This window comes from Salinirubellus litoreus (assembly GCF_037335815.1).
GTDB lineage: Archaea > Halobacteriota > Halobacteria > Halobacteriales > Haloarculaceae > Salinirubellus > Salinirubellus litoreus.
The window spans coordinates 1,059,411-1,080,194 of record NZ_CP147841.1 but is presented as its reverse complement, the minus strand read 5'-3'; the positions used below and the strand labels follow the sequence as shown (position 1 = coordinate 1,080,194).

Genomic DNA, 20,784 nt, shown 5'->3' with positions numbered 1-20,784 from the left:
ACGACTTTATGTAATGGATAAAAGGGTTTTGGGTGGTGCGACGGGGGAGGGAGGGACCGCGGACCGAACCGTTTTAATGGCTGGCCGAGAACCCGCCCAGGATGCGATCGTTCGTCCCCCTCCTGGTCGCCCTCCTCCTGGTCGGAAGCGCGGGCGCGGTCGTCTCGACGTCTCAGTCGAGTGATTATTCGATGTCCTCGCCGGACGAGGTCGAGATACCCTCGCGCGGCCTCACCGTCGACGGGGAGGACTACACCGTCGGCGCGGTCGGCCGGGTGACCCCCGGCGAAACCGTCCGGATCGACGTCTCGGCACCGGACGACGCGGAGTACAGCGTCTACCTCTACGACAGGAACCTCCGCATCGAGCAGACCGACGCGATGAGCGGCTCCGACCGTGCCACGTTCTCGACGGACGACCTCTCGCCGGGGTCGTACCTCGCCGCGGTGTACGACGGGGAGATACTCGACGTCTACCCGGTCGTCGTCCAGGGGTACGACCTCACCGTCGACGCGCCGACGACCGGCAGCGGATCGGTCACGGTGAACGTCACGGTCGCTGACGGGGCGCTCGCGCGCGAGCCCCCCGAGGTCCAGGTCGTGCTCGGCGACGACGCACAGTCGGTGCGGACCGACGCGACGCGGGTCGAAGACGGCGAGTACCGGGCGACCGTCGAGACGGACGGGTTCGAACCCGGCACGTACGCCCTCTACGGGGTGGTCCGCGGCGAACAGGAGACCGAAGGCGGTGACCGGGTCATCCTCGCGGTCAGTGACCGACACGAGGTTGGGATCGAGACGACCCCGACGGCCACGCCGGACGGTGACGACGGCGATGGCGGGGACGGTGGTGCCGGCGGCGGGGGCGGTGGTGGTGGCGGCCAGGCGGGCGACGGTGCGGACGGCGAGGTGACGATCGAGGCGGCGGAACTGCTGAACGAGTCGGTGACGACCGGCGGGGAGGCCGTCGTCCGGGTCGACCTGGCCAACGCCGACCCCGCCCGGGGCGACCTCGTCCTGCGCCTGACCGCGAACGGGACGAACGTGACCGACGAGCGCGTCGCCGTCGCCGCCTCGACCGAGCGGACCGTCTACGTCCGGACCACCTTCGACTCGCCGGGGACCTACGAACTGGCCCTCGACGGCAGCGCGCTCGGGGCGCTCACGGTCACGACCGGGACGCCGACGTCGACACCGAGCGCGACGTCGATGCCGACGGCCACCCCGACCGCGACGGACGAGTCGGTCGTGACCCCGCGGCCGACCACGGCCGAGCCGGCACCCACGACGACCAGCGGCGACGGTGCCGGGTTCGGCGCGGTCGCGGCGGTACTCGCCGTCGCTCTCTCCGCGCTCGCGCTCGGTCGACGACGGTGCTGAGGGCGGGCTGGAGCGCTCTCCCGGACACGTCCGGCCCCCGGCCGCGGCACTCGGCACGCCACCCCACGAGGCGACGCGGATGGGGTGCTGGTCACCGATCGGATCCGGCGTACGAACCGACGAGTCGTGCTTCGGCCCGCCTGAGCCGGTAGGAGAGGGTCGACCGGGGGACATCCAGCTCGTCCGCGAGCTCCTCGAGGGAGATCCGGCGCGGCGTCTCGTAGTACCCCCGACGGAACGCCTCGCGGAGGGCGACCCGTTGTTCGCCCGGGAGTTCGGTTCGCTCGGTCGGGATACGGTCCCAGGCGTCGGCGTCGCGCAGGTGGCCGGTCCGGAAGGAGAGTCCCTCCCGCAGCCGGCCGGTGAGCGCGTCGTAGAACAGCCCGACGTTGCGGTCCGAACGGAGGAACAACCGCCACTCGTGCCGGTCGCCCTCGCGTCGAGTCCGGACCAGGGCACCCCGATCGAGGTGTTTCGCGGCGAGCGTCTGTATCGTCGTCCCCCCGACGACGTCGCCGACGTAGGAGTAGACGACCCGCCGTCCGGGGTCGCGCTCGATGACGTGGTGGTCGGCGGTCGCGTCGAGCGCGGTCTCGCCGACGGACTCCACGGCAGGGGGATCGGTGCGGAGCCGTTCGACCGCGTCGAGCGCCGGGCGCGGGCCGGTGAACCGCTCGACCCGGCAGAACGCGTCCGGCGTGAGCGGGACGTCCATCGAGTCCGCGGCGAGCTCCGGCCGCTCGACGAACTCGTCCATCAGCGGGTCGGCCCCGGGCTCGTAAGTGATGCTGAACGTGAACTCGCGCATCCACCTCCGCTTGTGTCCGGGGGGTCATGCCTGTTGTCCCGGGGCGGACGGGCGCGGACGGCGACGCCGCGCTACTCGATCTTCTCGTACTGGTCGTGGAGCTTCCCGGCGGCCTCGTCCATCAGCTCGTGCTCGTAGTCGTCGAGGTCCCACTCGACGACCTCCTCGACGCCGTTCGAGCCGAGCTTGACGGGCACGCCGAACGCGGTGTCCTCGTGACCGAACTCGCCCTGGAGCTTCACCGAGCCGGGGAGCACCTCGCCGGTGTCCCGGAGGACGGCCTCGGTCATGTGGGCGACGCCCGTCGCCGGGCCCCACTGGGTCGCGCCCTTTCGCTCGATGACGTCCATCGCCGACGCCTGGAGGTCGCCCAGGAGCTCCTCGCGCTCGTCGTCCGTGAACTCGGGGTCCGTGCCGTCGACGCGGACCTTCGAGAAGACGGGGACCTGCGCGTCGCCGTGCTCGCCGAGGATGGTCGCCTCGACGTTCTTCACGGGGACGTCGAACTCCTCGGCGAGGACGTAGCGGAACCGCGCGGAGTCGAGCCGGCCGCCGAAGCCGATCACCTGCTCGCGGGGGCGGTCGCCCGCCTCGTAGAGGTGACGGTTGAGGAGGTCGACCGGGTTCGAAGTGGTGATCGAGACGTAGTCGTCGTTGTACTCGTCGAGCGAGGAGCCGATGTCCTCCATGATGGGAGCGTTGTCCCCCGCGAGGTCGATGCGGGTCTGTCCGGGCTGGCGCGGGATGCCCGCGGTGATGACGACGACGTCGCTCCCGGCGGTGTCCTCGTACTCGCCCTGCCTGACCGTGGTGTTCGAGTCGTAGGCGATGCCGTGGTTGGTGTCCGCGGCCTGGCCGACGGTGGTCTCGCGCTGGTCCGGGATGTCCACGAAGACGAGTTCGTCGACGACGTCGCGGAGCGCGAGGTTGTAGCCGGCCGCGGCTCCGACGGTGCCCGCCGCGCCGATGACGCTGACCTTGCTCATGGCCGATGCGAGGAACGCCCCGTTGGTAAATCGTTCTCTTCGGGGCCGGAATGGCCACCTTCCGGGCGGCAGCCTCCGGACCGCTACGGCACGTTCACCCGAGTGGCCCGTCGCAGTCGGCCGGTTTCAGCCGCTTCCGTGCTCAGTCGAGCCGGTCGAGGATCGCCTCGGTGTCGTAGGCGAGCGTGAGCCGGCGGGAGCGTCCGCGGCCCTCGACGCTCGTGTACTCGGCCTCGATGATCCCGAGCTGGTCGAGCTTGTTGACGATCTCGGAGTAACGGGTGTAGCCGAGCCCGCTCTCCTCCTGAAACGCCTCGTAGACGTCGCCCGCGCGGTTACCGTCGTGTTCGGCGAGCACGCGCAACAGCGCCCGTTCGGAGTCGCTGAGCCCGCGCAGGTGCCGCGAGAGGTGGACGTACTTGGCCTTCTCGTAGGCCGCCTCGACGTCCTCGGTCCCGACCTGGGTCGAGCCGCGCATCTCGGCGTTCAGCCCCGCGCGGCGCAGGAGGTCGATCCCCACCCGGAGGTCGCCACCCGAGTCGACGGTGAGTTCGGCGACGCGGTCGAGCACCCGCGGCCCGACCGCGTCCTCGCGGAACCCGCGCTCGACCCGCTCGCGCAGGATGTCGACCGTCTCGGGCTCGCCGTACGTCGGGAAGTAGACCTCCTCGGGCCGGAACACCGACTGGACCCGGCCGTCGAGCTCCTCGACGAGTTCGAGGTCGAGATCCGAGGAGACGACGATGACGCCGATCTTCGCCCCGGAGTGCTCCTCGTGCGCACGGAGAAGCGAGTAGAGCGTGTCGCTCGCCTCGCTCTCGTAGAACAGGTAGTTCACGTCGTCGAGCGCCACGATCAGCACCTCGTCCTCCTCGACGAGGTGGTCGGTGATCTGCCCGAACAGCTTCTTGAACGAGATGCCGGAGGTGGGGGGTTCGTACTCGAAGATCCCTTCAAATAGCCGCGAGAACACCGAGTACCGGGTCGAGTTCACCTGGCAGTTCACGCGGACGGCCTTGACGTCGTTGAGCCCCGCCAGTTCGTCGAACAGCTTCATCACCGCGGTCGTCTTGCCCGTGCCGGGCGGGCCGTTGGCGAGGACGTTCAGCGGCCGCGAGCCACGGACGGCGGGCCGGAGCGCGTACTTGAGCGTCTCCATCTGGGAGTCGCGGTGGAGGAACGCCTCCGGGAGGTAGTCGAACTCGAAGACGTGCTCGTCCCGGAACACCGACTCGTCCCAGCCGAGCATGTCCCCGCCCATTTCACTTTCACCACGGCCGGGCGACCGTTTAACGCTTCCGCCGCGTCGAACGAACGATAGTAACTTTCTGGAGATGAAACGAAGGGGTGTAGCCCGTACGACGGCGACGAGCGGCGGGGACACGCGAAGCTTTTTCTCCCGGGAAGCGCCAGGTGTCGAGCATGCATCACCGGCAGGTCCAGGGGGACGGGGTCGACGCCTGCCCGGGTAGAGGGAGGGGCGACTCGGGGACGAGCGATCGGATCGGACGGGGGGCGGCGCGGCGATGAGGCCGGCCGACGAGCGGTACTTCGAGGGGCTCGAATCGAGGCTGGACGAGGCGATGTCGGTCGCCACGAGGGCGCGAGAGGTGGGCGGCGACCCGACCGAGGACGTCGAGATACCGATCGCGAAGGACATGGCCGATCGGGTCGAGAACATCCTCGGTATCCCGGGCGTGGCCGACCGCGTCCGGGAGATGGAGGCCGATCCCGATATCTCGCGCGAGGAGGCCGCGCTCGAACTCGCGCGCGGGTTCGCCGAGGGGGATGTCGGCGACTACGACACCCGCGCCGGGAAGGTCGAGGGGGCCGTCCGGACGGCGGTCGCGCTCCTCACCGAGGGCGTCGTCGCCGCCCCGATCGAGGGGATCGACCGCGTCGAGGTACTGGAGAACGACGACGGCACGGAGTTCGTCCGCGTGTTCTACGCGGGACCGATCCGCTCGGCGGGCGGGACCGCCCAGGCGCTCTCGGTGCTCGTGGCCGACTACACGCGGACGCTCGTCGGTCTCGACGAGTACAAGCCCCGCGAGGAGGAGGTCGAGCGCTACGTCGAGGAGATCGACCTCTACGACAAGGAGACCGGCCTCCAGTACACGCCCAAGGACAAGGAGACGCGATTCATCGCCCAGCACAGCCCGATCATGCTCGACGGGGAGGCTACGGGTGACGAGGAGGTCTCGGGGTACCGGGACCTCGAACGCGTCGACACCAACTCCGCCCGCGGCGGGATGTGTCTCGTCCTGGGCGAGGGGATCGCCCAGAAGGCCCCCAAGATCGAGCGCTACACCTCGCAACTGGAGGAGGTCGACTGGCCGTGGCTCGACGACCTCATCGACGGGACCATCGGGAAGGAGGAGGGATCGGACGCCGAGGAGTCGGACACGGACGAGGGGGAGGACGAGACGGAGGCCGACGACGCGGACGACTCCGAGGAGCCCGACGCGGCCCCCGAACCCGAGGGTCCGATGCGGCCGGAGCCGGCGACCAAGTTCCTCCGGGACCTCATCGCGGGTCGACCGGTGTTCGGCCACCCCTCGCGTCCGGGCGGGTTCCGGCTTCGCTACGGCCGGGCGCGAAACCACGGGTTCGCCACGGCGGGCGTTCACCCGGCGACGATGCACCTCGTCGACGACTTCCTCGCCACCGGCACGCAGATCAAGACCGAGCGGCCCGGCAAGGCGGCGGGGGTCGTCCCCGTCGACTCCATCGAGGGGCCCACCGTGCGACTCGCCAACGGCGACGTCCGACGTATCGACGATCCCGAGGAGGCGAAGGCGGTCCGCAACGGCGTCGACGCCGTGCTGGATCTGGGGGAGTACCTCGTCAACTACGGCGAGTTCGTCGAGAACAACCACCCGCTCGCACCCGCCTCGTACACCGTCGAGTGGTGGACGGGGGACATGGAGGCGGCGGGCGCGGACGTCCAGGCGATGCGGGACGACCCGGGGACCGACCTCGACTCGCCCGACGCCGGGACGGCGCTTCGCTGGGCGACCGAGTACGACGCCCCGCTCCACCCCCGTTACACATACCTCTGGCACGATCTCTCGGTCGAGGCGTTCGACGCGCTGGCCGACGCCGTGGGCGAGGGAAACTGGGCCGAGGCCGACGGTGCGGCCGAGCGACTCCACGGCTCGCAGGGATCGTCCCCGGATAGCGACGAGCGGACGCTCGTCCTTCCCCGGACCGACGCGGCCGTCGAGGCGCTGGAGACGCTGCTGGTCGAACACCGCCAGGGCGACGGGACCGTGACCGTCCCGGACGCGCTCCCCCTGGTCCGGTCGCTCGGGCTCACGGACGACCTCGAACGCACCTGGGTTCTCTCCGACCTCCCCGCGGCGGCCCGCGAGTGGGCCGTCGAGGGCGACCCGCCCGGCTCGAACGCGGTTCGCGCAGTGAACGAGGTGGCACCGTTCGCCGTCCGCGAGCGCGCACCCACCCGGATCGGATCGCGGATGGGCCGCCCGGAGAAGTCCGAGAAGCGCGACCTCTCGCCCGCCGTCCACACGCTCTTTCCGATCGGCGAGGCCGGCGGCTCACAGCGCGACGTCGCCGCCGCCGGAAAGCACGCCCCCGACCGGCGCTCGACGCCCGGGCACGTCGAGGTCCAGGTCGGCCGCCGGGCCTGCGGGGAGTGTGGCACACAGACCTTCCGGGCGCGCTGTCCGGAGTGCAACGGCGTCACCGCCCCGCGGTACGTCTGTCGGAACTGCGATATCCCCGTCGCACCCGACGAGTCCGGGCGCGCGATCTGTCCCCGCTGTGAGGCGGAAGCCGACGCCGTCGAGAACCGGACCGTCGACGTGAACGCCGAGTACCGGAACGCGCTCGAACGGGTCGGCGAGCGAGAGGCCTCCTTCGACCAGCTCAAGGGGGTGAAGGGGCTCACGAGCGCCGGGAAGGTGCCCGAGCCGATGGAGAAGGGCATCCTCCGGGCGAAACACGGCGTCTCGACGTTCAAGGACGGCACCGTCCGCTACGACATGACCGACCTCCCCGTGACGTCCGTTCGGCCGGAAGAGCTGGACGTCACCGTCGATCACTTCCGCGAACTCGGCTACACCGAGGACGTACACGGGCAGCCGCTCCGCCACGACGACCAGTTGATCGAGCTGAAGGTCCAGGACGTCGTCCTCTCGGACGGCGCGGCCGAACACATGCTCCGCACGGCGGACTTCGTCGACGACCTCCTCGTCCGGTACTACGATCTGGAGCCGTTCTACGAGGTCGAGGACCGCGAGGACCTCGTCGGCGAACTCGTCTTCGGGATGGCACCGCACACCTCCGCCGCCGTCGTCGGGCGGGTCGTCGGATTCACGAGCGCGGCAGTGGGGTACGCTCACCCGTACTTCCATGCCGCGAAGCGACGGAACTGCTTCCACCCGGAGACGGAGCTCCGATACGAGGACGGGGAGGGGTGGCATCACGGATCCATCGAGCAGTTCGTAGAGGCACGCCTCGACGAGGAGACGGCCGAGACGGACGACTTCGGGACACTTACATCCGAACTCGACGGCGAGGTGCGCGTACCGTCGGTCACCGAAGACGGCGAAGAGGTGTGGCAGCGGGTCGAAACCGTCTCGAAGCACGTCTCCCCCGACTACCTCGTTCGAGTCGAAACGGAGGGTGGGAGGTCGCTGACCGTCACGCCGGATCACGAACTCCTCCGATGGGAGGATGGTGTCGAGCGAGTCCCGGCGAGCGAGGTCGAAGCGGGGATGCGCGTTCCGCTGTCGTCACGGTGGACCGACTCGGAAGGACCTGCCTCGGCAGCGCCCACGGCCGCCGACGGCGGCGTCTCCCTCGACACTGTCTCGGACGTCACTCTCGTCGAGACCGACACCGACCACGTCTACTGCGTGACCGTTCAGGATACGCACACGCTGGCGGTGAACGGGATGATGGCCGCTCAGTGCGACGGCGACGAGGACTGCGTGATGCTCCTGATGGATGGCCTGCTGAACTTCTCGAAGTCCTTCCTGCCGGACCAGCGCGGCGGGAAGATGGACGCCCCCCTGGTGATGTCCTCGCGGATCGACCCCACCGAGATCGACGACGAGGCCCACAACATGGACGTCGTCGACCGCTATCCGCGGGAGTTCTACGAGGCGACCCTGCGGATGGCCGACCCCGGCGAGGTCGAGATCGAGATCGCGGAGGACTCGCTCGGCACCGACGGGGAGTACACGGGGTTCCGGCACACCCACGACACCACGGACATCGCGCTCGGACCGGACCTCTCGGCGTACAAGACCCTCGAGGACATGCAGAAGAAGATGGACGGCCAGCTGAACCTCGCACGGAAGATACGGGCCGTCGACGAGACCGACGTCGCCGAGCGCATCATCGAGTACCACTTCCTGCCGGACCTGATCGGGAACCTTCGAGCCTTCTCGCGCCAGGAGACGCGGTGTCTCGACTGCGGGGAGAAGTACCGCCGGATGCCGCTGACGGGCGACTGTCGGGAGTGCGGCGGCCGGGTGAACCTCACGGTGCACAAGGGGTCGGTCAACAAGTACATGCAGACCGCCCGGACCGTCGCCGAGGAGTTCGGCTGCCGGGAGTACACCAAACAGCGTCTGGAGATCCTGGAGCGTGCCCTCGAATCGGTGTTCGAGGACGACACGAACAAGCAGAGCGGGATCGCCGATTTCATGTAGAGACCATCTTTTTACTCGTCGGGTTCGCGCCCTCGGCGCGAACCTCTCCTCGTAAAAACATGGGTGAAAAAGGCCGCTCGTGAGCGCCGTAGGCGCTCACTCGCGGTACAGTAGCTGGTGGGTTCTCCGACTCAGCCGTCCGGACACCCGATTGACCGGTGATCGGTTCCGAGCACGAGCTTATGTCACTCGGAGGAGTCCCGGAAGGGGATGGATCCCGACCCCCCGCTGTACGATTCGCTCGACGGACAGGTCGCGCTCGTCACGGGCACGAGCAGAGGCATCGGGGCGGCGGTCGCCGCTCGGCTCGCCGACCTGGGCGCGACTGTCTACGCCGGTGCCCGGGACACCGCGGACGTGACCGGCGAAGGGTGGAGAGCCGTCCGACTCGACGTGACCGAGGGAGCGGAGATCGAGGCCGCGGTCGAACGTATCGAGTCCGAGACGGGGCGGCTGGATATCCTCGTGAACAACGCCGGGGTCGCGCCGCCGAACGTCCCGCTCCACGAGTCGTCTATCGGGGACGTCGACCGGACGCTCGCGGTGAACCTGCGGGGACCGATCCTCCTCACCGGGCGTGCGCTCCCCCTGCTACTGGAGGGTCCCGGCGGGCGGGTCGTCAACGTCTCGAGCGGCGACGGTGCCTTCGAGGACGTCCAGGAGGGGTACAGCGGCGTCGGCGGTCAGGGGTACCCGGCGTACCGGATATCGAAGACCGGACTGAACGGGCTGACGGCCTACCTCGACGGCGAGTACGCCGACGACGGGCTCGTCGCCAACGCGGTCTGTCCGGGGTCGGTGCGGACCGACATGGGGAGTGACGACGCGCCCCGGAGCCCGGCGGAGGGGGCGGAGACGCCCGTCTGGCTCTCGCGGTTCGGGCCCGGAGCCCCGGGCGGGCGGTTCTGGCGCGATAGGGCTCCGATCCCGTGGTGAGGCACCTCTCGGGTTCCGAACGACCACCACGGCCCTGAACGGTGCTCCCGCCCGGGGTTCGATGCCGGGTGGTGGGTTCCACCGGCACGCGATACGACCGTCGGGGCTCGGACCGGTCGCCCCGCCGACGGGGTTTTGTCCCGCGGCGCACAACGTCGCGTGTATGCGAGACAACCCGTTCGAGGAGATAGAGCGGATGTTCGAGCGGATGAGCGAACAGTTCGAGGAGGCCCAGCCGGGACGGATGATGACGGGGACCGTCCTCGTCGACGTGGAGGACCGGGACGACGAGTTCGTCGTCACCGCCGACCTGCCGGGGTTCGACCGCGAGGAGATCGAACTCGAGCTCCGCGACGACACCCTGGAGCTCTCGGCCTCGCGGGAGACGACCGAGGAGACCGAATCGGGAACGTTCGTCCGCCGCGAGCGCCGCCGATCGGACGTGAGCCGGTCGGTCTACCTCCCCGAACCGGTCGTCGCGGAGGAGACCACGGCGGTCCACGAGAACGGCGTGCTCACGGTGACCCTCCCGAAGGTGACCACCGAGGGGAGCGGGGGGACGGACATCCCGGTGAGCTGATCACCGGGTCCTCGCGACGTCGGACACCCGGCGTACGACCGTCGTCCGCGGGATCTATCCCACTCTCGTCGTGCGGTTTCACTTTCACCTCGCTAGCCGGTTCTTTATACCCGAGCGGGCCGTTCGTCTGGATGCATACGCTCCTTTCCCCCGGGGTATAACCCGGTGGCCGGGGAACCCGGCCACATGATAACCCTGGCGGACGTCGAGGCGGCGCGCGACCGTATCCGGGACGTCGCGCGGCACACACCCCTCGACCACTCTCACACGTTCTCAGAGCGTACCGGCGCGGAGGTGTACCTCAAGCTCGAGAACATGCAGCGGACGGGCGCGTTCAAGATCCGCGGGGCGTCGAACCGGATCCAGCAGTTGCGCGACGAGGAGCGGGCCGCCGGTGTCGTCACGGCCTCGGCCGGCAACCACGCCCAGGGAGTCGCGCTGGCGGCGACCCGGGCGGGCGTCCCCTCGACGGTCGTCATGCCGGAGTACGCACCGATCTCGAAGATCAGGGCTACCGAGGGCTACGGGGCCGACGTGGTCCTCCACGGCGAGGACTACGACGAGGCCGCCGCTCGCGCCCACGAGATCGAGCGCGAGGAGGGCAGGACGTACGTCCACGCGTTCGACGATCCGGAGGTGGTAGCGGGTCAGGGGACGATCGGCCTCGAGATAGTCGAGGACTGTCCCGACGTGGAGACGGTCGTCGTGCCCATCGGCGGCGGGGGGCTCATCTCGGGTATCGCCACGGCGGTGAAGGCGGAGACGGACGCACGCGTCGTCGGCGTCCAGGCCGAGGGCGCGTCGAGCGTCGTCCCCTCGCTCGCGAAAGGCAAGCGGGTCGAACTCGACCGTGTCGACACCATCGCCGACGGCATCGCGACCCGGAGCGTCGGCGAGTACACCTTCGAGATTATCCGCGAGCGGGTCGACGAGGTGGTGACGGTCCCGGACGAGGCCATCGCGAGCGCCCTCGTCGCCGTCCTCGAACGGTCGAAGGCGCTCGTGGAGGGTGCCGGAGCCGTCCCGCTGGCGGCGGTCCTCGAACGGGCGTTCGACTACGACGACGGCGAGACCATCGTCGTGGCGCTCTGTGGTGGCAACATCGATCTCAACGTCCTCTCGACGGTGATCATGCGCGGGCTGATCGAGCGGGGGCGCTACCTCCGCGTTCGCACCGTTTTGAAGGATCGCCCGGGTGCCCTGGAGCGGCTCATCGAGATACTCGCGGCCGAGCGGGCGAACATCTACGCCATCCAGCACGACAGGACCTCGAAGGACGTCGCGCTGAACGCCGCCGACGTCGAACTCGACCTGGAGACGCGGGGCCACGACCACGTCGCCGAACTCATCGCCACTCTGGAGTCCCACGGTTACGAGGTCGAGGTGCTGGTGTAGGCACCGGGAGACCTGCCCGACCCTGGCGACCACGGGAGCCGCTTCGTGTGGACCGCCAGCTTGAGGGGACCCACCGCCGTCCCGGGGGTATGCACACCGTCGAAACCGACGTCGAGCGTCCCGACCCCGAACTGGTCTCGGCCTTCGAGGGCGTCCCGAGCGCCATCGTCTCCGACGTGATGGGGAACACCGGCGTGGCGATGGACTCCGGTATCGCTCCGGTCGCCACCGGGACCGGGATGGCCGGCACCGCGCTGACCGTCAAGGCCTCCCCCGGGGACAACCTGATCATCCACAGGGCGATCGCGATGGCCGAACCGGGCGACGTCCTCGTCGTCGACGGCGACGGGTACACCGAGACGGCCTACATGGGCGAACTGATGTGCGCCTCGTGTGCGGCCCACGATCTCGCCGGCGTCGTCGTGGACGGTGCCGTGCGCGACCGCGAGGAGCTCGCGGCGATGGGGTTCCCGGTCTACGCCCGCGCCTTCCACCCACAGGGCCCGCTCAAGGGGTCGCCCGGCTCGATCAACGTCCCCGTCTCGTGTGCCGGGGTGACGGTCCATCCCGGAGATATCGTCGTCGGTGACGGCGACGGCCTGTCGGTCGTCCCGGTAAGGGAAGCCGAGGCGGTCCTCGAACGGTCCCGCGAGAAGGTCGCCACCGAGGCCGATCTCCGCGAGCGGGTCGAGGACGGCGAGTACCTCTACGAGATCGGCGGGTACGACGAGCTCTTCGAGGACCTGTCGGTGGTCGGTCCCGAGGAATCGGTCCGGTAGCCGCGGCCGAACGGCGGCCCGGCTGGGCTCCCGGGACCCCGCCGGTTTTAGCCCTCGCTCCCCTCGTGTCGGTATGGGATACGAGTGCCCCGTCTGTGCCACCCCGCAGGCCGACGCGCGCCACCTCGCCAACCACATGGCGTTCACGGCCGTCCTCGGGGATAGCGAGCACGAGACGTGGCTGGACGAGCACGCGCCGGGGTGGAGCGAGGCGGGCGAGTCCGAACTCGCCCCGCGGGTCGCCGAGCACGCCCCCGAGGGCGAGTTCGAACAGGTCTTCGAGGATACGGTGGGTGGGCTCGAGGAGTCGAACCCGACCGATCCGCTGGAGGAGCGTTCGGGGGCGCTGTTCGACGACGAGGCCGGGCACACGCACGGGTCCGAACCTGGCCGAGGGCACGACCACGATCACGGACACGGGCACGACCGCAGCCCCCCGCACGAGTCGACGGAGCTCGACGAGGAGACCCGGGAGGTGCTCGAGGAGGCCCGCGAGATGACCCGGGAGATGCTGGAGGAGGAAGCCGGGAAGGGGGACCGGGAGCGAAACCCGGAGTCCGAGAGCGCCGAGGCCGACGAGGACGAGGCACGCGAGGAACGGGACGGTCACGGGGGATGAGATCGGAGCAGAAAAAGCGGCGAGGGCGGATGGCAACGCGTAACTGACGTCCCCCGCTAGAGGGAGTATGCACACGGAGGGGACGTTCTCCCCGGAGACGCTCGAGGCGGCCCGCGAGCGCTACGAGTCGCTCGGGCCGACCGCACAGGTGGTGGTCCGCGAGGTGGCCCGGGCGATGGGGTTCGACCGCGAGGAGTACCGCGACCGGGTGACCGAGGAGGTCGTCCTCACGGCCCGGGACGCCCTGTTCGCCGGCACGCTCGCGGTCAGCGTGGGCACCCGCGAGGAGTTCGAGGCGTGGCGCGAGGAGTACGACGGGGAGGTCCACGTCGTCGGGAACGAGAACGTCGGCCGCGTGGCGTGGCACGCCGCGCCGTTCGCCGGCGAGGCCGTCGCGGCCACCTTCCAGGACGAGGAACGGGCGGCGGTGGGAACGCTCCGCCGCCAGGCGTTCGGTCGCCTCTACCGGGACGGGCTCGGGGCATGAGGCGGGTCACGCGGAACGTCGTCGTCGCCATCCTCGTCGTCGTCGCGGGCCTCCTCGCGCTCGGGGCGGTCCCCTCGTACCTGCGGAGCGGAGCCCCCTACTACGTGGTCGCCGAGCCGGTCGAGCCGGGGCCGTCGGTGAACGCGACGAACCTCTCCGAGCGGCGCTACCCCTACGTGACGGGCGCGGTCGCCGTGGCCGCGAGCGGCGGGGACGGCCGCTCGGAGCCGTACTGGGAGGGTCCGTTCGGGCTGAAGGAGTCGTTCGCCCACTCGCCGTTCGACGAGTTCTCCGCCCTCGGTCAGCGCAACCCCGACGCGACGGCCGACGGGGCGGTGTTCGTCAGCCGGAACGGGACGCGCTACCGCGCCGAGATCGTCAGGGAGGGTGAGACGTGAGCGAGGACGAGCGGGACGACGCCGACCCGACCGAGATCGACCGGCCGGACGGCACCGACCACGACTGGCCGGTCCTCGACTCGGAGACGGAGTACGAGACGGGCTGGTACACGGGCGGGTACGACGAGGTCGAGCAACCCGACGGGTCGAGCAAGCGCTACTACTGGGCCGAACTGCCCGACGCGGCGGTCGTCGTCGCGGTTCTCGAGGGAGAGGTGCTGATGGTCGAGCAGTTCCGCCCGACGATCCGCGAGCACTGCCTCGAACTCCCCGCGGGTATCGTCGAGCCTGGCGAGTCGTTCGTCGAGGCCGGAGGGCGCGAACTTCGCGAGGAGACCGGCTACGAGGCCGATGAGTGTACGCTGCTCGAGACCCTCAACTGCTCGACGGGCGTGCTGCGTCACCGTCGCGGGATCGTCTGGGCGGAGGGGCTCGAACCCGCCGGTCGGAAGCTCGACGGCAACGAGTTCCTCGCCGTCACATCGATCCCGGTCGAGGAGGCCCTCGAGACGGTTCGCGAACCGCCGACCAACGACGCCACCCTCGAGGGGATACTGCTCGCCCGCGAGGAGAGCCTGCTGTGAGCGGCGACGGCGACCGTGACCGATCCGGCGAGGAGGACGGTCGGTCCGGTGGACGGGCGGCGTCGAGCGAGCCGACGCCCGGCGTCCCCGACGTCGATATCGCCGCCAGGGGCGAACTGCCACGACCACCCGGGACGGCCGCCGAGTGGCCCGTACTCGGTACCGAGACCGAGTACGAGAACCCCTTCTTCGACGCGGGGTACGACCGCGTCGAGCGGCCCGACGGCACCCGTGGAAACTACTACTGGGTCGATCCGGTCGACGGCGTGACCGTCGTCGCGCTCGCGGAGGGAACGGAGGGTGAAGACGGGGAGGTGGTGCTCGTCGAGGAGTACCGCCCGCGCCAGCGACGGACGTTCCTCACGGTCCCCGGCGGGGCGATCGACGCCGGCGAGGACGTCCCGACTGCCGCCCGCAGGGAGCTCCGCGAGGAGTCGGGCTACGAGGCCGACTCGGTCGAGTACGTCCGGTCGTACTACCCGGACGGCTGGGTTCGCCACCGCCGGCACGTCACCGTCGCGACGGGGCTGTCGGCGGGGCCACAGGCGCTCGACGAGACGGAGTTCATCGCCGTTCGCACCCTGCCGGTCGAGGAGGCGTTCGAGACGGTGCTCGACTCGGGGGCCGGGTGGGGGCTCGGTCCGCTGCTGGTCGCACGGGAGGCCGGCTACCTCTGAGCGAAGGGGTCCGACCCGGGGCCGGACGCCGGGATCGATCCGGGCGTATCCGTCCCTTTTTGCTCGCCGTCGCCCTCCCGCCCGTATGAGCGACCCGGACACGACCGACTCGCCGCTCGAAGCGGCGGCCGGGGGCGACGCGACGCGGGCGACCGAGGCGTTCTCCGCGCTGGGCAACGAGACGCGACTGGCCATCCTGCTGGCGCTCTGGGAGGCGTACGACCCCGGGAGGCCCGACGAGGGGGTCCCGTTCTCGGCGCTCCGTGAACACGTCGGTGTGCGCGACTCCAGTCGGTTCAACTACCACCTCGACCGGCTCGAGGGGCGGTTCGTCCGCCGGGTAGAGGATAGTGATTCGGGTGACTCGTCGGACGGGCGGTCCGCGGGCGGGTACGCCCTCCGGCGTTCCGGACAGGCGGTCGTGCGGACGGTCCTCGCCGGGACCGCTATCGAGGAACCCTCGTTCGAGAGGAGCGAGATCGACATCGCCTGTCCGCTCTGTGGTGCCCCGACCGCCGTCACCTACCAGGACGGGTGGGTCTACCGGGTCTGTACCGAGTGTGAAGGCGCGTACGAGGGCCACGACCTGGGACCGGACGGCTACCTGACGGGGGGCGCGCTCGACCCGGCGGGACTCACCGACCGGAGTCCCGAGGAGGCCTGGGCGGCGGCGCTGACCCGAGCCTACCAGGACACCAAGACCGCCGTCGAGGGGATCTGTAACGAGTGCTCCGGGCCGGTCGACCGGACGCTCCTCGTCTGTGAGGACCACGACCACGACCCCGACGGCGTCTGTGAGACCTGCGGCCGGCGGTTCGCCGCGATGGCCCTGCTCTCCTGTCGCGTCTGCAAGAACCACCACGCCGCGTCCCCGAGCACCCTCGTCGTCCACCATCCCGCCGTCGTCGCCTTCTACTACGAGCGGGGTGTCGCCCTCCAGTACGAGGTCGACGACGTCGAGCGCGTCCGGCGGCGATCGGAGCTCGTCGCCGAACACGAACAGGAGGTCGTCTCGACGGACCCGCCCCGGGTCGAGGTCACGGTTCGCTACGAGGGCGACGAGTGCCGGCTGACGCTCGACGAGACGCTGTCCGTCATCGAGACGAGCGAGAAGCAGTGAGCCACGGGATCAGTCCGCTGCCCGTTCGGCCGACCCGGATCCGACGGCGTACGCCCGGGTGACGTCGACGAGCGCCTTGCGGTACTCGGACTCGTCGGGGTCGGCGGCGAGGGTCAGGAACCGGCGCTTGAACTCGTCGAGACTCACGTCGGGGGCGTCGCTCGCGGCCGCCCGGGCCAGGTCGTAGAGTCGGTGGTCGGGCGCGAGGAGGTCGTGTCGCTCGCAGAGCGCGAGCGCGAACGCCGCGTTGACGGCAGTGATCTCCGGATCGGCGGCGGGGGTGAGCCGCTGCCAGCCACCCGGTCGCACCGCCGGCCGGTCGGCGAGCGCGGTCGCGAGCGAGGATTCGAGGAACGACACCAGTTTGTCGGCGGGGGCGACGTCGAGCGTGATGTCGTCGGCGTAGATGTCCTTCATGTGGTTGGCGATCTGATAGCAGTGGGCGAGCTTCCGGCGCTCGACCGACCGGCCCGTGAGCGCCAGGAACAGCGCCTCCTCCGTCGACTGGGTGTGCGAGGGGTGGGCCTGCTCGTACAGGAGCATATGCGAGTACTCGTGGAGGGCGAGTTCGCGGGCCATCGCCCCCCGCGCGGCCTGTTCGGACATCACGAGGACGTGGTGGTCGTCGTCGTAGTGACCCGTGAGCGTCCGCTCGTCGGGGTCCTCGCGGACCTTCACCTCCACGGGCCACTCCAGGTCGTGCTCGGTCTCGAAGAGGTCGCGAGCACTGAGAAACGGATCCACCGGCCCCCGACCCATCACGCGAACGTCCATGTCTACCGTTACCAAGCCGTCACGGGGTATGGGTCTTACGGGGTCGGCGGCATTTACTGCGGCGCGACGCACACGCGCAGTCACCGGAGCGACGGGCGAGGTAGCCGGCGACGACGGGAGTGGCCAGAACGGCCCGTCACGTCCGACGGGAGACTTACACCGGCGCGGGTCCAAAGGGAAGGTGTGTACCGGACGTGGGTCGCTATCGGGCTCGCCGGGCTCCTGAGCGGCGTCGCCCTCGTCTCGCTGTTCGTCGGGTTCGGCTCGCCCGTCTTCCTCGTCGTCGCGGCGGTCAGCGCCACCGGCGGGTTCCTCGCCTACCGGTACGCCCGCGAGCGGATGCTCCGCTCGGTGTACGCCGGGGTGGAGACCGGGAGCCGGGGGACCGGCCGGGCCGACGACCCGTCGACCGACGGGGGGGGCGGAACCGAAACCGGAACCGAAACCGGGGATCGCGCGGCCCCGAATCCGGGGGAGCACACGGACGACCACGGACGGGCGACACAGGCCACGGACGGCGGGGAGGCGGCCGCAGACTACGACGAGTGGACGTGGGCCGACAGCGACCCGGACGACCCGTTCTGGAGCGACGACCCCGACGACTGGGACGACCCCTGGGGATGGGAGGCGACCGACCCGGAGGACGCCGCGGAGGGCGGCTGGTGGCGGGGGACGAGCGAGGAGGCCGGTTCGCGCCGCTGGTCCGGCTGGTCGGGCGGCGACCGCGAGGACGGGTCGCGGGACGGCTCGGCGGCCGCGAGGGATCACGACGACCGCCCCACCGTCGAGGCGGCGTACGAGGTCCTCGGGCTGGAGCCGGAGGCCGACCTCGACACGGTGCGGGAGGCCTACCGCGAGCGGGCCAAGGAGACCCACCCGGACCTCGGCGGGGATCCCGAGGCGTTCATCCGGGTGCGGGAGGCCTACGAGCGGCTTCGCGAGCACCTCGGCGGCGCGAGCTGAACCCCGGCTCGCCTCCTCGATGGAGGCGGATCGAACGGGCGGGCGCTCGGTACGTCACAGTTCGCCAGGGGATGAGACGGGCTGATACCCGCGCACGGGGGCGAAACACTACCCTTTTCACGCTCCTGCTGGAATCTACCCTCATAATGGGCCGACGCAAGAAGATCGTACAGGAGTGCGAGAAACTGATGGACAAGCCGGAGCAGATCCGGAACATCGCCATCGCCGCACACGTCGACCACGGCAAGACCACCCTGACGGACAACCTCCTCGCCGGTGCCGGCATGATCTCCGACGAGACGGCCGGCCAGCAGCTCATGATGGACACCGAGGAGGACGAGCAGGAGCGCGGGATCACCATCGACGCGGCGAACGTCTCGATGACACACGAGTGGGAGGAGAAGAACCACCTCATCAACCTCATCGACACGCCGGGCCACGTCGACTTCGGTGGCGACGTGACGCGGGCGATGCGCGCCGTCGACGGCGCGCTCGTCGTCGTCGACGCCGTCGAGGGCGCGATGCCCCAGACCGAAACGGTGGTACGGCAGGCGCTCCGCGAGGGCGTCAAGCCCGCGCTGTTCATCAACAAGGTCGACCGCCTCATCTCCGAGCTCCAAGAGGGGCCCCAGGAGATGCAGGAGCGGCTGATGAAGGTCATCGGCGACGTGAACGACCTCATCCGCGGGATGACCGAGGAGGAGGACGTCGACTGGACCGTCTCGGTCGAGGACGGTACGGTCGCGTTCGGCTCCGCGCTCTACAAGTGGGGCGTCTCGGCACCGTCGATGACCCGGACGGGGATCGGCTTCCCCGAGATCATCGAGATGGAGCGCAACGACCAGCGCCAGGAGCTCCACGAGGAGTCGCCGCTCTCGAACGTCGTGCTCGATATGGTCGCCGAGCACTTCCCGAACCCCCTCGAAGCCCAGCCCCGTCGCATCCCGACGGTCTGGCGCGGCGACGCCGACTCCAACCTCGCGCACACGATGCGCGACGTGGACGACGACGGCGAGGTCGTCTTCATGGTCACGGACATCTCGATGGACCCCCACGCCGGCGAGATCGCCACCGGCCGGCTGTTCTCGGGGACGATCCGCAAGGGCCAGGAGCTCTACGTCTCCGGCACTGCGGGGAAGAACCGCGTCCAGTCGGTGGGGATCTTCATGGGCGGCGAGCGCGAGGAGCTCGACCGCGGCGTCCCCGCCGGGAACATCGCGGCCGTCACCGGCCTGCGCGACGCCATCGCCGGCTCGACCGTCTCGTCGGTGGAGATGACGCCGTTCGAGTCCATCGAACACATCTCCGAGCCGGTCATCACGAAGTCCGTCGAGGCGAAGTCGATGGACGACCTCCCGAAGCTCATCGAGACGCTCCGACAGGTCTCGAAGGAGGACCCAACCATCCGTATCGAGATCAACGAGGACACCGGCGAGCACCTCATCTCGGGACAGGGCGAGCTCCACCTCGAAGTCATCACCCAGCGCATCGAGCGTAACCAGGGGATCCCCGTCACCACGGGCGAACCGATCGTCGTCTACCGCGAGGCACCCACGACCGAGAGTCGCGAGGTCGAGGGCATCTCGCCGAACCGGCACAACCGGTTCTACATGAGCGTCGAGCCGCTCAGCGAGGAGATCGTCGAGCTCCTGAAGCTGGGGGAGGCCTCGATGGACATGCCGGAACTGGAGCGCCGCGAGGCGCTGATGGAGGCCGGCATGGACAAGGACACCGCCCAGAACGTCGAGACCATCTTCGGCTCGAACATCCTCATCGACGACACGAAGGGTATCCAGCACCTCAACGAGACGATGGAGCTCGTCGTCGAGGGGATCGGCGAGGCCCTCGAGGACGGCCCGCTGGCCGCCGAGCCCGTTCAGGGGACGCTCCTGCGGCTCCACGACGCCCGGCTCCACGAGGACGCCATCCACCGCGGTCCCGCGCAGGTCATCCCGGCCACGCGCGACGCCGTCCACCGGGCGCTGATGGACGCCGAGATCCGACTCCTCGAACCGATCCAGGACGTCCGCATCGACGTCCCCCAGGAGTACATGGGCTCGGCGTCGGGCGAGATCCAGGGCCGCCGCGGCCGCGTCGACGACATGTACCAGGAGGGCGACCTGATGGTCGTCGAGGGCATCGCGCCCGTCGACGAGATGATCGGGTTCTCCTCGGACATCCGGTCCGCCACGGAGGGGCGTGCCTCTTGGAACACGGAGAACGCCGGCTTCCGCGTCCTCGCGGACAACCTCCAGCCGGAGATCATCGCGGAGATCCGCGAGCGCAAGGGGATGAAGGCCGAACTGCCCGCGCAGGTCGACTACTTCTAACCACTTTTTCCTTCGTCGGGTTCGCTCGCTTCACTCGCGAACCACTCTCTGTTCACGGGCGGCGAAGCCGCCCGTTCGCACGGCCAGCGGGACGGCGCAGCCGTCCCGCTCGGCTCGCAAGGACGCGAGAAAAACTTCGATCCGCACTCGCTGCGGTCGCTCGGACGGGTGAAATGCCGTGCGTACGCCGGTGTCGATCCGGGAGGGCGATCTGTGACGACCATCGGTCCGTGGTCTGTCTGATCAGCCGAACGCCGCCCGCTACAGCCCCGCTTCTCAACCCTC

Annotated in this window: 18 protein-coding genes; 14 read left to right on the top strand and 4 right to left on the bottom strand. The window is 69.8% G+C overall.

Annotated elements, in window-relative coordinates; genetic code table 11:
• Positions 1-101 precede the first annotated feature (101 nt).
• Complete coding sequence (locus WDJ58_RS05270; RefSeq protein WP_338916587.1) at positions 102-1,379, top strand: hypothetical protein; 1,278 nt, start codon at positions 102-104, stop codon at positions 1,377-1,379.
• Between the two features lie 91 nt (positions 1,380-1,470).
• Here WDJ58_RS05270 and WDJ58_RS05265 read toward each other — a convergent pair whose 3' ends face one another.
• From WDJ58_RS05265 to WDJ58_RS05255, 3 genes are all read right to left on the bottom strand, one after another.
• Complete coding sequence (locus tag WDJ58_RS05265) at positions 1,471-2,187, bottom strand: helix-turn-helix domain-containing protein (RefSeq protein ID WP_338916586.1); 717 nt, start codon at positions 2,185-2,187, stop codon at positions 1,471-1,473.
• A 71-nt stretch (positions 2,188-2,258) separates the two neighbouring features.
• Entirely contained in the window at positions 2,259-3,173 is a 915-nt protein-coding gene (gene mdh / locus WDJ58_RS05260; protein WP_338916584.1) for a malate dehydrogenase, read from the bottom strand.
• 142 nt (positions 3,174-3,315) lie between these two features.
• Positions 3,316-4,434 carry an ORC1-type DNA replication protein gene (locus WDJ58_RS05255; RefSeq protein ID WP_338916583.1) on the bottom strand — a complete coding sequence of 373 codons (1,119 nt, stop codon included), beginning with the start codon at positions 4,432-4,434 and terminating at the stop codon, positions 3,316-3,318.
• Positions 4,435-4,699: 265 nt separating this feature from the next.
• Here WDJ58_RS05255 and WDJ58_RS05250 point away from each other — a divergent pair, with 265 nt between their 5' ends.
• The 11 genes from WDJ58_RS05250 to WDJ58_RS05200 all read left to right on the top strand — a co-directional run bounded on the left by WDJ58_RS05250 (position 4,700) and on the right by WDJ58_RS05200 (position 16,432).
• Entirely contained in the window at positions 4,700-8,857 is a 4,158-nt protein-coding gene (locus WDJ58_RS05250) for a DNA-directed DNA polymerase II large subunit (protein WP_338916582.1), read from the top strand.
• A gap of 210 nt (positions 8,858-9,067) precedes the next feature.
• Positions 9,068-9,793: an SDR family NAD(P)-dependent oxidoreductase gene (locus tag WDJ58_RS05245; RefSeq protein WP_338916581.1), complete on the top strand. Its 726-nt coding sequence runs from the start codon at positions 9,068-9,070 to the stop codon at positions 9,791-9,793.
• A 163-nt stretch (positions 9,794-9,956) separates the two neighbouring features.
• Entirely contained in the window at positions 9,957-10,373 is a 417-nt protein-coding gene (locus WDJ58_RS05240) for an Hsp20/alpha crystallin family protein (RefSeq protein WP_338916580.1), read from the top strand.
• A gap of 186 nt (positions 10,374-10,559) precedes the next feature.
• Positions 10,560-11,768, top strand: coding sequence for a threonine ammonia-lyase (gene ilvA, locus WDJ58_RS05235; RefSeq protein ID WP_338916579.1), 1,209 nt, complete (start codon positions 10,560-10,562; stop codon positions 11,766-11,768).
• 89 nt (positions 11,769-11,857) lie between these two features.
• Positions 11,858-12,547 (top strand): 4-carboxy-4-hydroxy-2-oxoadipate aldolase/oxaloacetate decarboxylase, encoded by a 690-nt coding sequence (locus WDJ58_RS05230; RefSeq protein ID WP_338916578.1) that lies wholly within the window; start codon positions 11,858-11,860, stop codon positions 12,545-12,547.
• Positions 12,548-12,620: 73 nt separating this feature from the next.
• Positions 12,621-13,166 (top strand): DUF5810 domain-containing protein, encoded by a 546-nt coding sequence (locus tag WDJ58_RS05225; RefSeq protein ID WP_338916577.1) that lies wholly within the window; start codon positions 12,621-12,623, stop codon positions 13,164-13,166.
• 67 nt (positions 13,167-13,233) lie between these two features.
• Positions 13,234-13,653 (top strand): DUF5809 family protein, encoded by a 420-nt coding sequence (locus tag WDJ58_RS05220; protein ID WP_338916576.1) that lies wholly within the window; start codon positions 13,234-13,236, stop codon positions 13,651-13,653.
• A complete protein-coding gene (locus WDJ58_RS05215) occupies positions 13,650-14,051 on the top strand; it encodes a hypothetical protein (RefSeq protein WP_338916575.1) in 402 nt (133 codons plus the stop codon). The genes WDJ58_RS05220 and WDJ58_RS05215 overlap by 4 nt, the downstream gene beginning before the upstream one ends.
• Positions 14,048-14,635, top strand: coding sequence for an NUDIX hydrolase (locus WDJ58_RS05210; RefSeq protein WP_380660293.1), 588 nt, complete (start codon positions 14,048-14,050; stop codon positions 14,633-14,635). Before WDJ58_RS05215 ends, WDJ58_RS05210 begins: the two co-directional genes overlap by 4 nt.
• Positions 14,632-15,312: an NUDIX hydrolase gene (locus tag WDJ58_RS05205; RefSeq protein WP_338916574.1), complete on the top strand. Its 681-nt coding sequence runs from the start codon at positions 14,632-14,634 to the stop codon at positions 15,310-15,312. The genes WDJ58_RS05210 and WDJ58_RS05205 overlap by 4 nt, the downstream gene beginning before the upstream one ends.
• 85 nt (positions 15,313-15,397) lie before the next feature.
• Positions 15,398-16,432, top strand: a complete 1,035-nt coding sequence (locus WDJ58_RS05200) for a winged helix-turn-helix domain-containing protein (protein WP_338916573.1) — start codon at positions 15,398-15,400, stop codon at positions 16,430-16,432.
• Positions 16,433-16,441: 9 nt separating this feature from the next.
• On the opposite strand, the gene WDJ58_RS05195 is transcribed toward WDJ58_RS05200, so the two are convergent.
• Positions 16,442-17,206: a DUF5781 family protein gene (locus tag WDJ58_RS05195; protein ID WP_338916572.1), complete on the bottom strand. Its 765-nt coding sequence runs from the start codon at positions 17,204-17,206 to the stop codon at positions 16,442-16,444.
• Positions 17,207-17,389: 183 nt separating this feature from the next.
• On the opposite strand from WDJ58_RS05195, the gene WDJ58_RS05190 reads away from it, so the two are divergent.
• Positions 17,390-18,169 carry a J domain-containing protein gene (locus WDJ58_RS05190; RefSeq protein ID WP_338916571.1) on the top strand — a complete coding sequence of 260 codons (780 nt, stop codon included), beginning with the start codon at positions 17,390-17,392 and terminating at the stop codon, positions 18,167-18,169.
• A 146-nt stretch (positions 18,170-18,315) separates the two neighbouring features.
• Complete coding sequence (locus tag WDJ58_RS05185) at positions 18,316-20,499, top strand: elongation factor EF-2 (RefSeq protein ID WP_338916570.1); 2,184 nt, start codon at positions 18,316-18,318, stop codon at positions 20,497-20,499.
• Positions 20,500-20,784: the final 285 nt, after the last annotated feature.

What these genes read in the sequence shown, in the direction of transcription:
- WDJ58_RS05225 (WP_338916577.1), top strand. Translation starts at nt 12,621, where the DNA reads ATGGGATACGAGTGCCCCGTCTGTGCCACCCCGCAGGCCGACGCGCGC.
- ilvA (WP_338916579.1), top strand. Translation starts at nt 10,560, where the DNA reads ATGATAACCCTGGCGGACGTCGAGGCGGCGCGCGACCGTATCCGGGAC.
- WDJ58_RS05250 (WP_338916582.1), top strand. Translation starts at nt 4,700, where the DNA reads ATGAGGCCGGCCGACGAGCGGTACTTCGAGGGGCTCGAATCGAGGCTG.
- mdh (WP_338916584.1), bottom strand. Translation starts at nt 3,173, where the DNA reads ATGAGCAAGGTCAGCGTCATCGGCGCGGCGGGCACCGTCGGAGCCGCG.
- WDJ58_RS05245 (WP_338916581.1), top strand. Translation starts at nt 9,068, where the DNA reads ATGGATCCCGACCCCCCGCTGTACGATTCGCTCGACGGACAGGTCGCG.
- WDJ58_RS05270 (WP_338916587.1), top strand. Translation starts at nt 102, where the DNA reads ATGCGATCGTTCGTCCCCCTCCTGGTCGCCCTCCTCCTGGTCGGAAGC.
- WDJ58_RS05220 (WP_338916576.1), top strand. Translation starts at nt 13,234, where the DNA reads ATGCACACGGAGGGGACGTTCTCCCCGGAGACGCTCGAGGCGGCCCGC.
- WDJ58_RS05215 (WP_338916575.1), top strand. Translation starts at nt 13,650, where the DNA reads ATGAGGCGGGTCACGCGGAACGTCGTCGTCGCCATCCTCGTCGTCGTC.
- WDJ58_RS05240 (WP_338916580.1), top strand. Translation starts at nt 9,957, where the DNA reads ATGCGAGACAACCCGTTCGAGGAGATAGAGCGGATGTTCGAGCGGATG.
- WDJ58_RS05255 (WP_338916583.1), bottom strand. Translation starts at nt 4,434, where the DNA reads ATGGGCGGGGACATGCTCGGCTGGGACGAGTCGGTGTTCCGGGACGAG.
- WDJ58_RS05195 (WP_338916572.1), bottom strand. Translation starts at nt 17,206, where the DNA reads ATGGACGTTCGCGTGATGGGTCGGGGGCCGGTGGATCCGTTTCTCAGT.
- WDJ58_RS05230 (WP_338916578.1), top strand. Translation starts at nt 11,858, where the DNA reads ATGCACACCGTCGAAACCGACGTCGAGCGTCCCGACCCCGAACTGGTC.
- WDJ58_RS05265 (WP_338916586.1), bottom strand. Translation starts at nt 2,187, where the DNA reads ATGCGCGAGTTCACGTTCAGCATCACTTACGAGCCCGGGGCCGACCCG.
- WDJ58_RS05185 (WP_338916570.1), top strand. Translation starts at nt 18,316, where the DNA reads ATGGGCCGACGCAAGAAGATCGTACAGGAGTGCGAGAAACTGATGGAC.
- WDJ58_RS05200 (WP_338916573.1), top strand. Translation starts at nt 15,398, where the DNA reads ATGAGCGACCCGGACACGACCGACTCGCCGCTCGAAGCGGCGGCCGGG.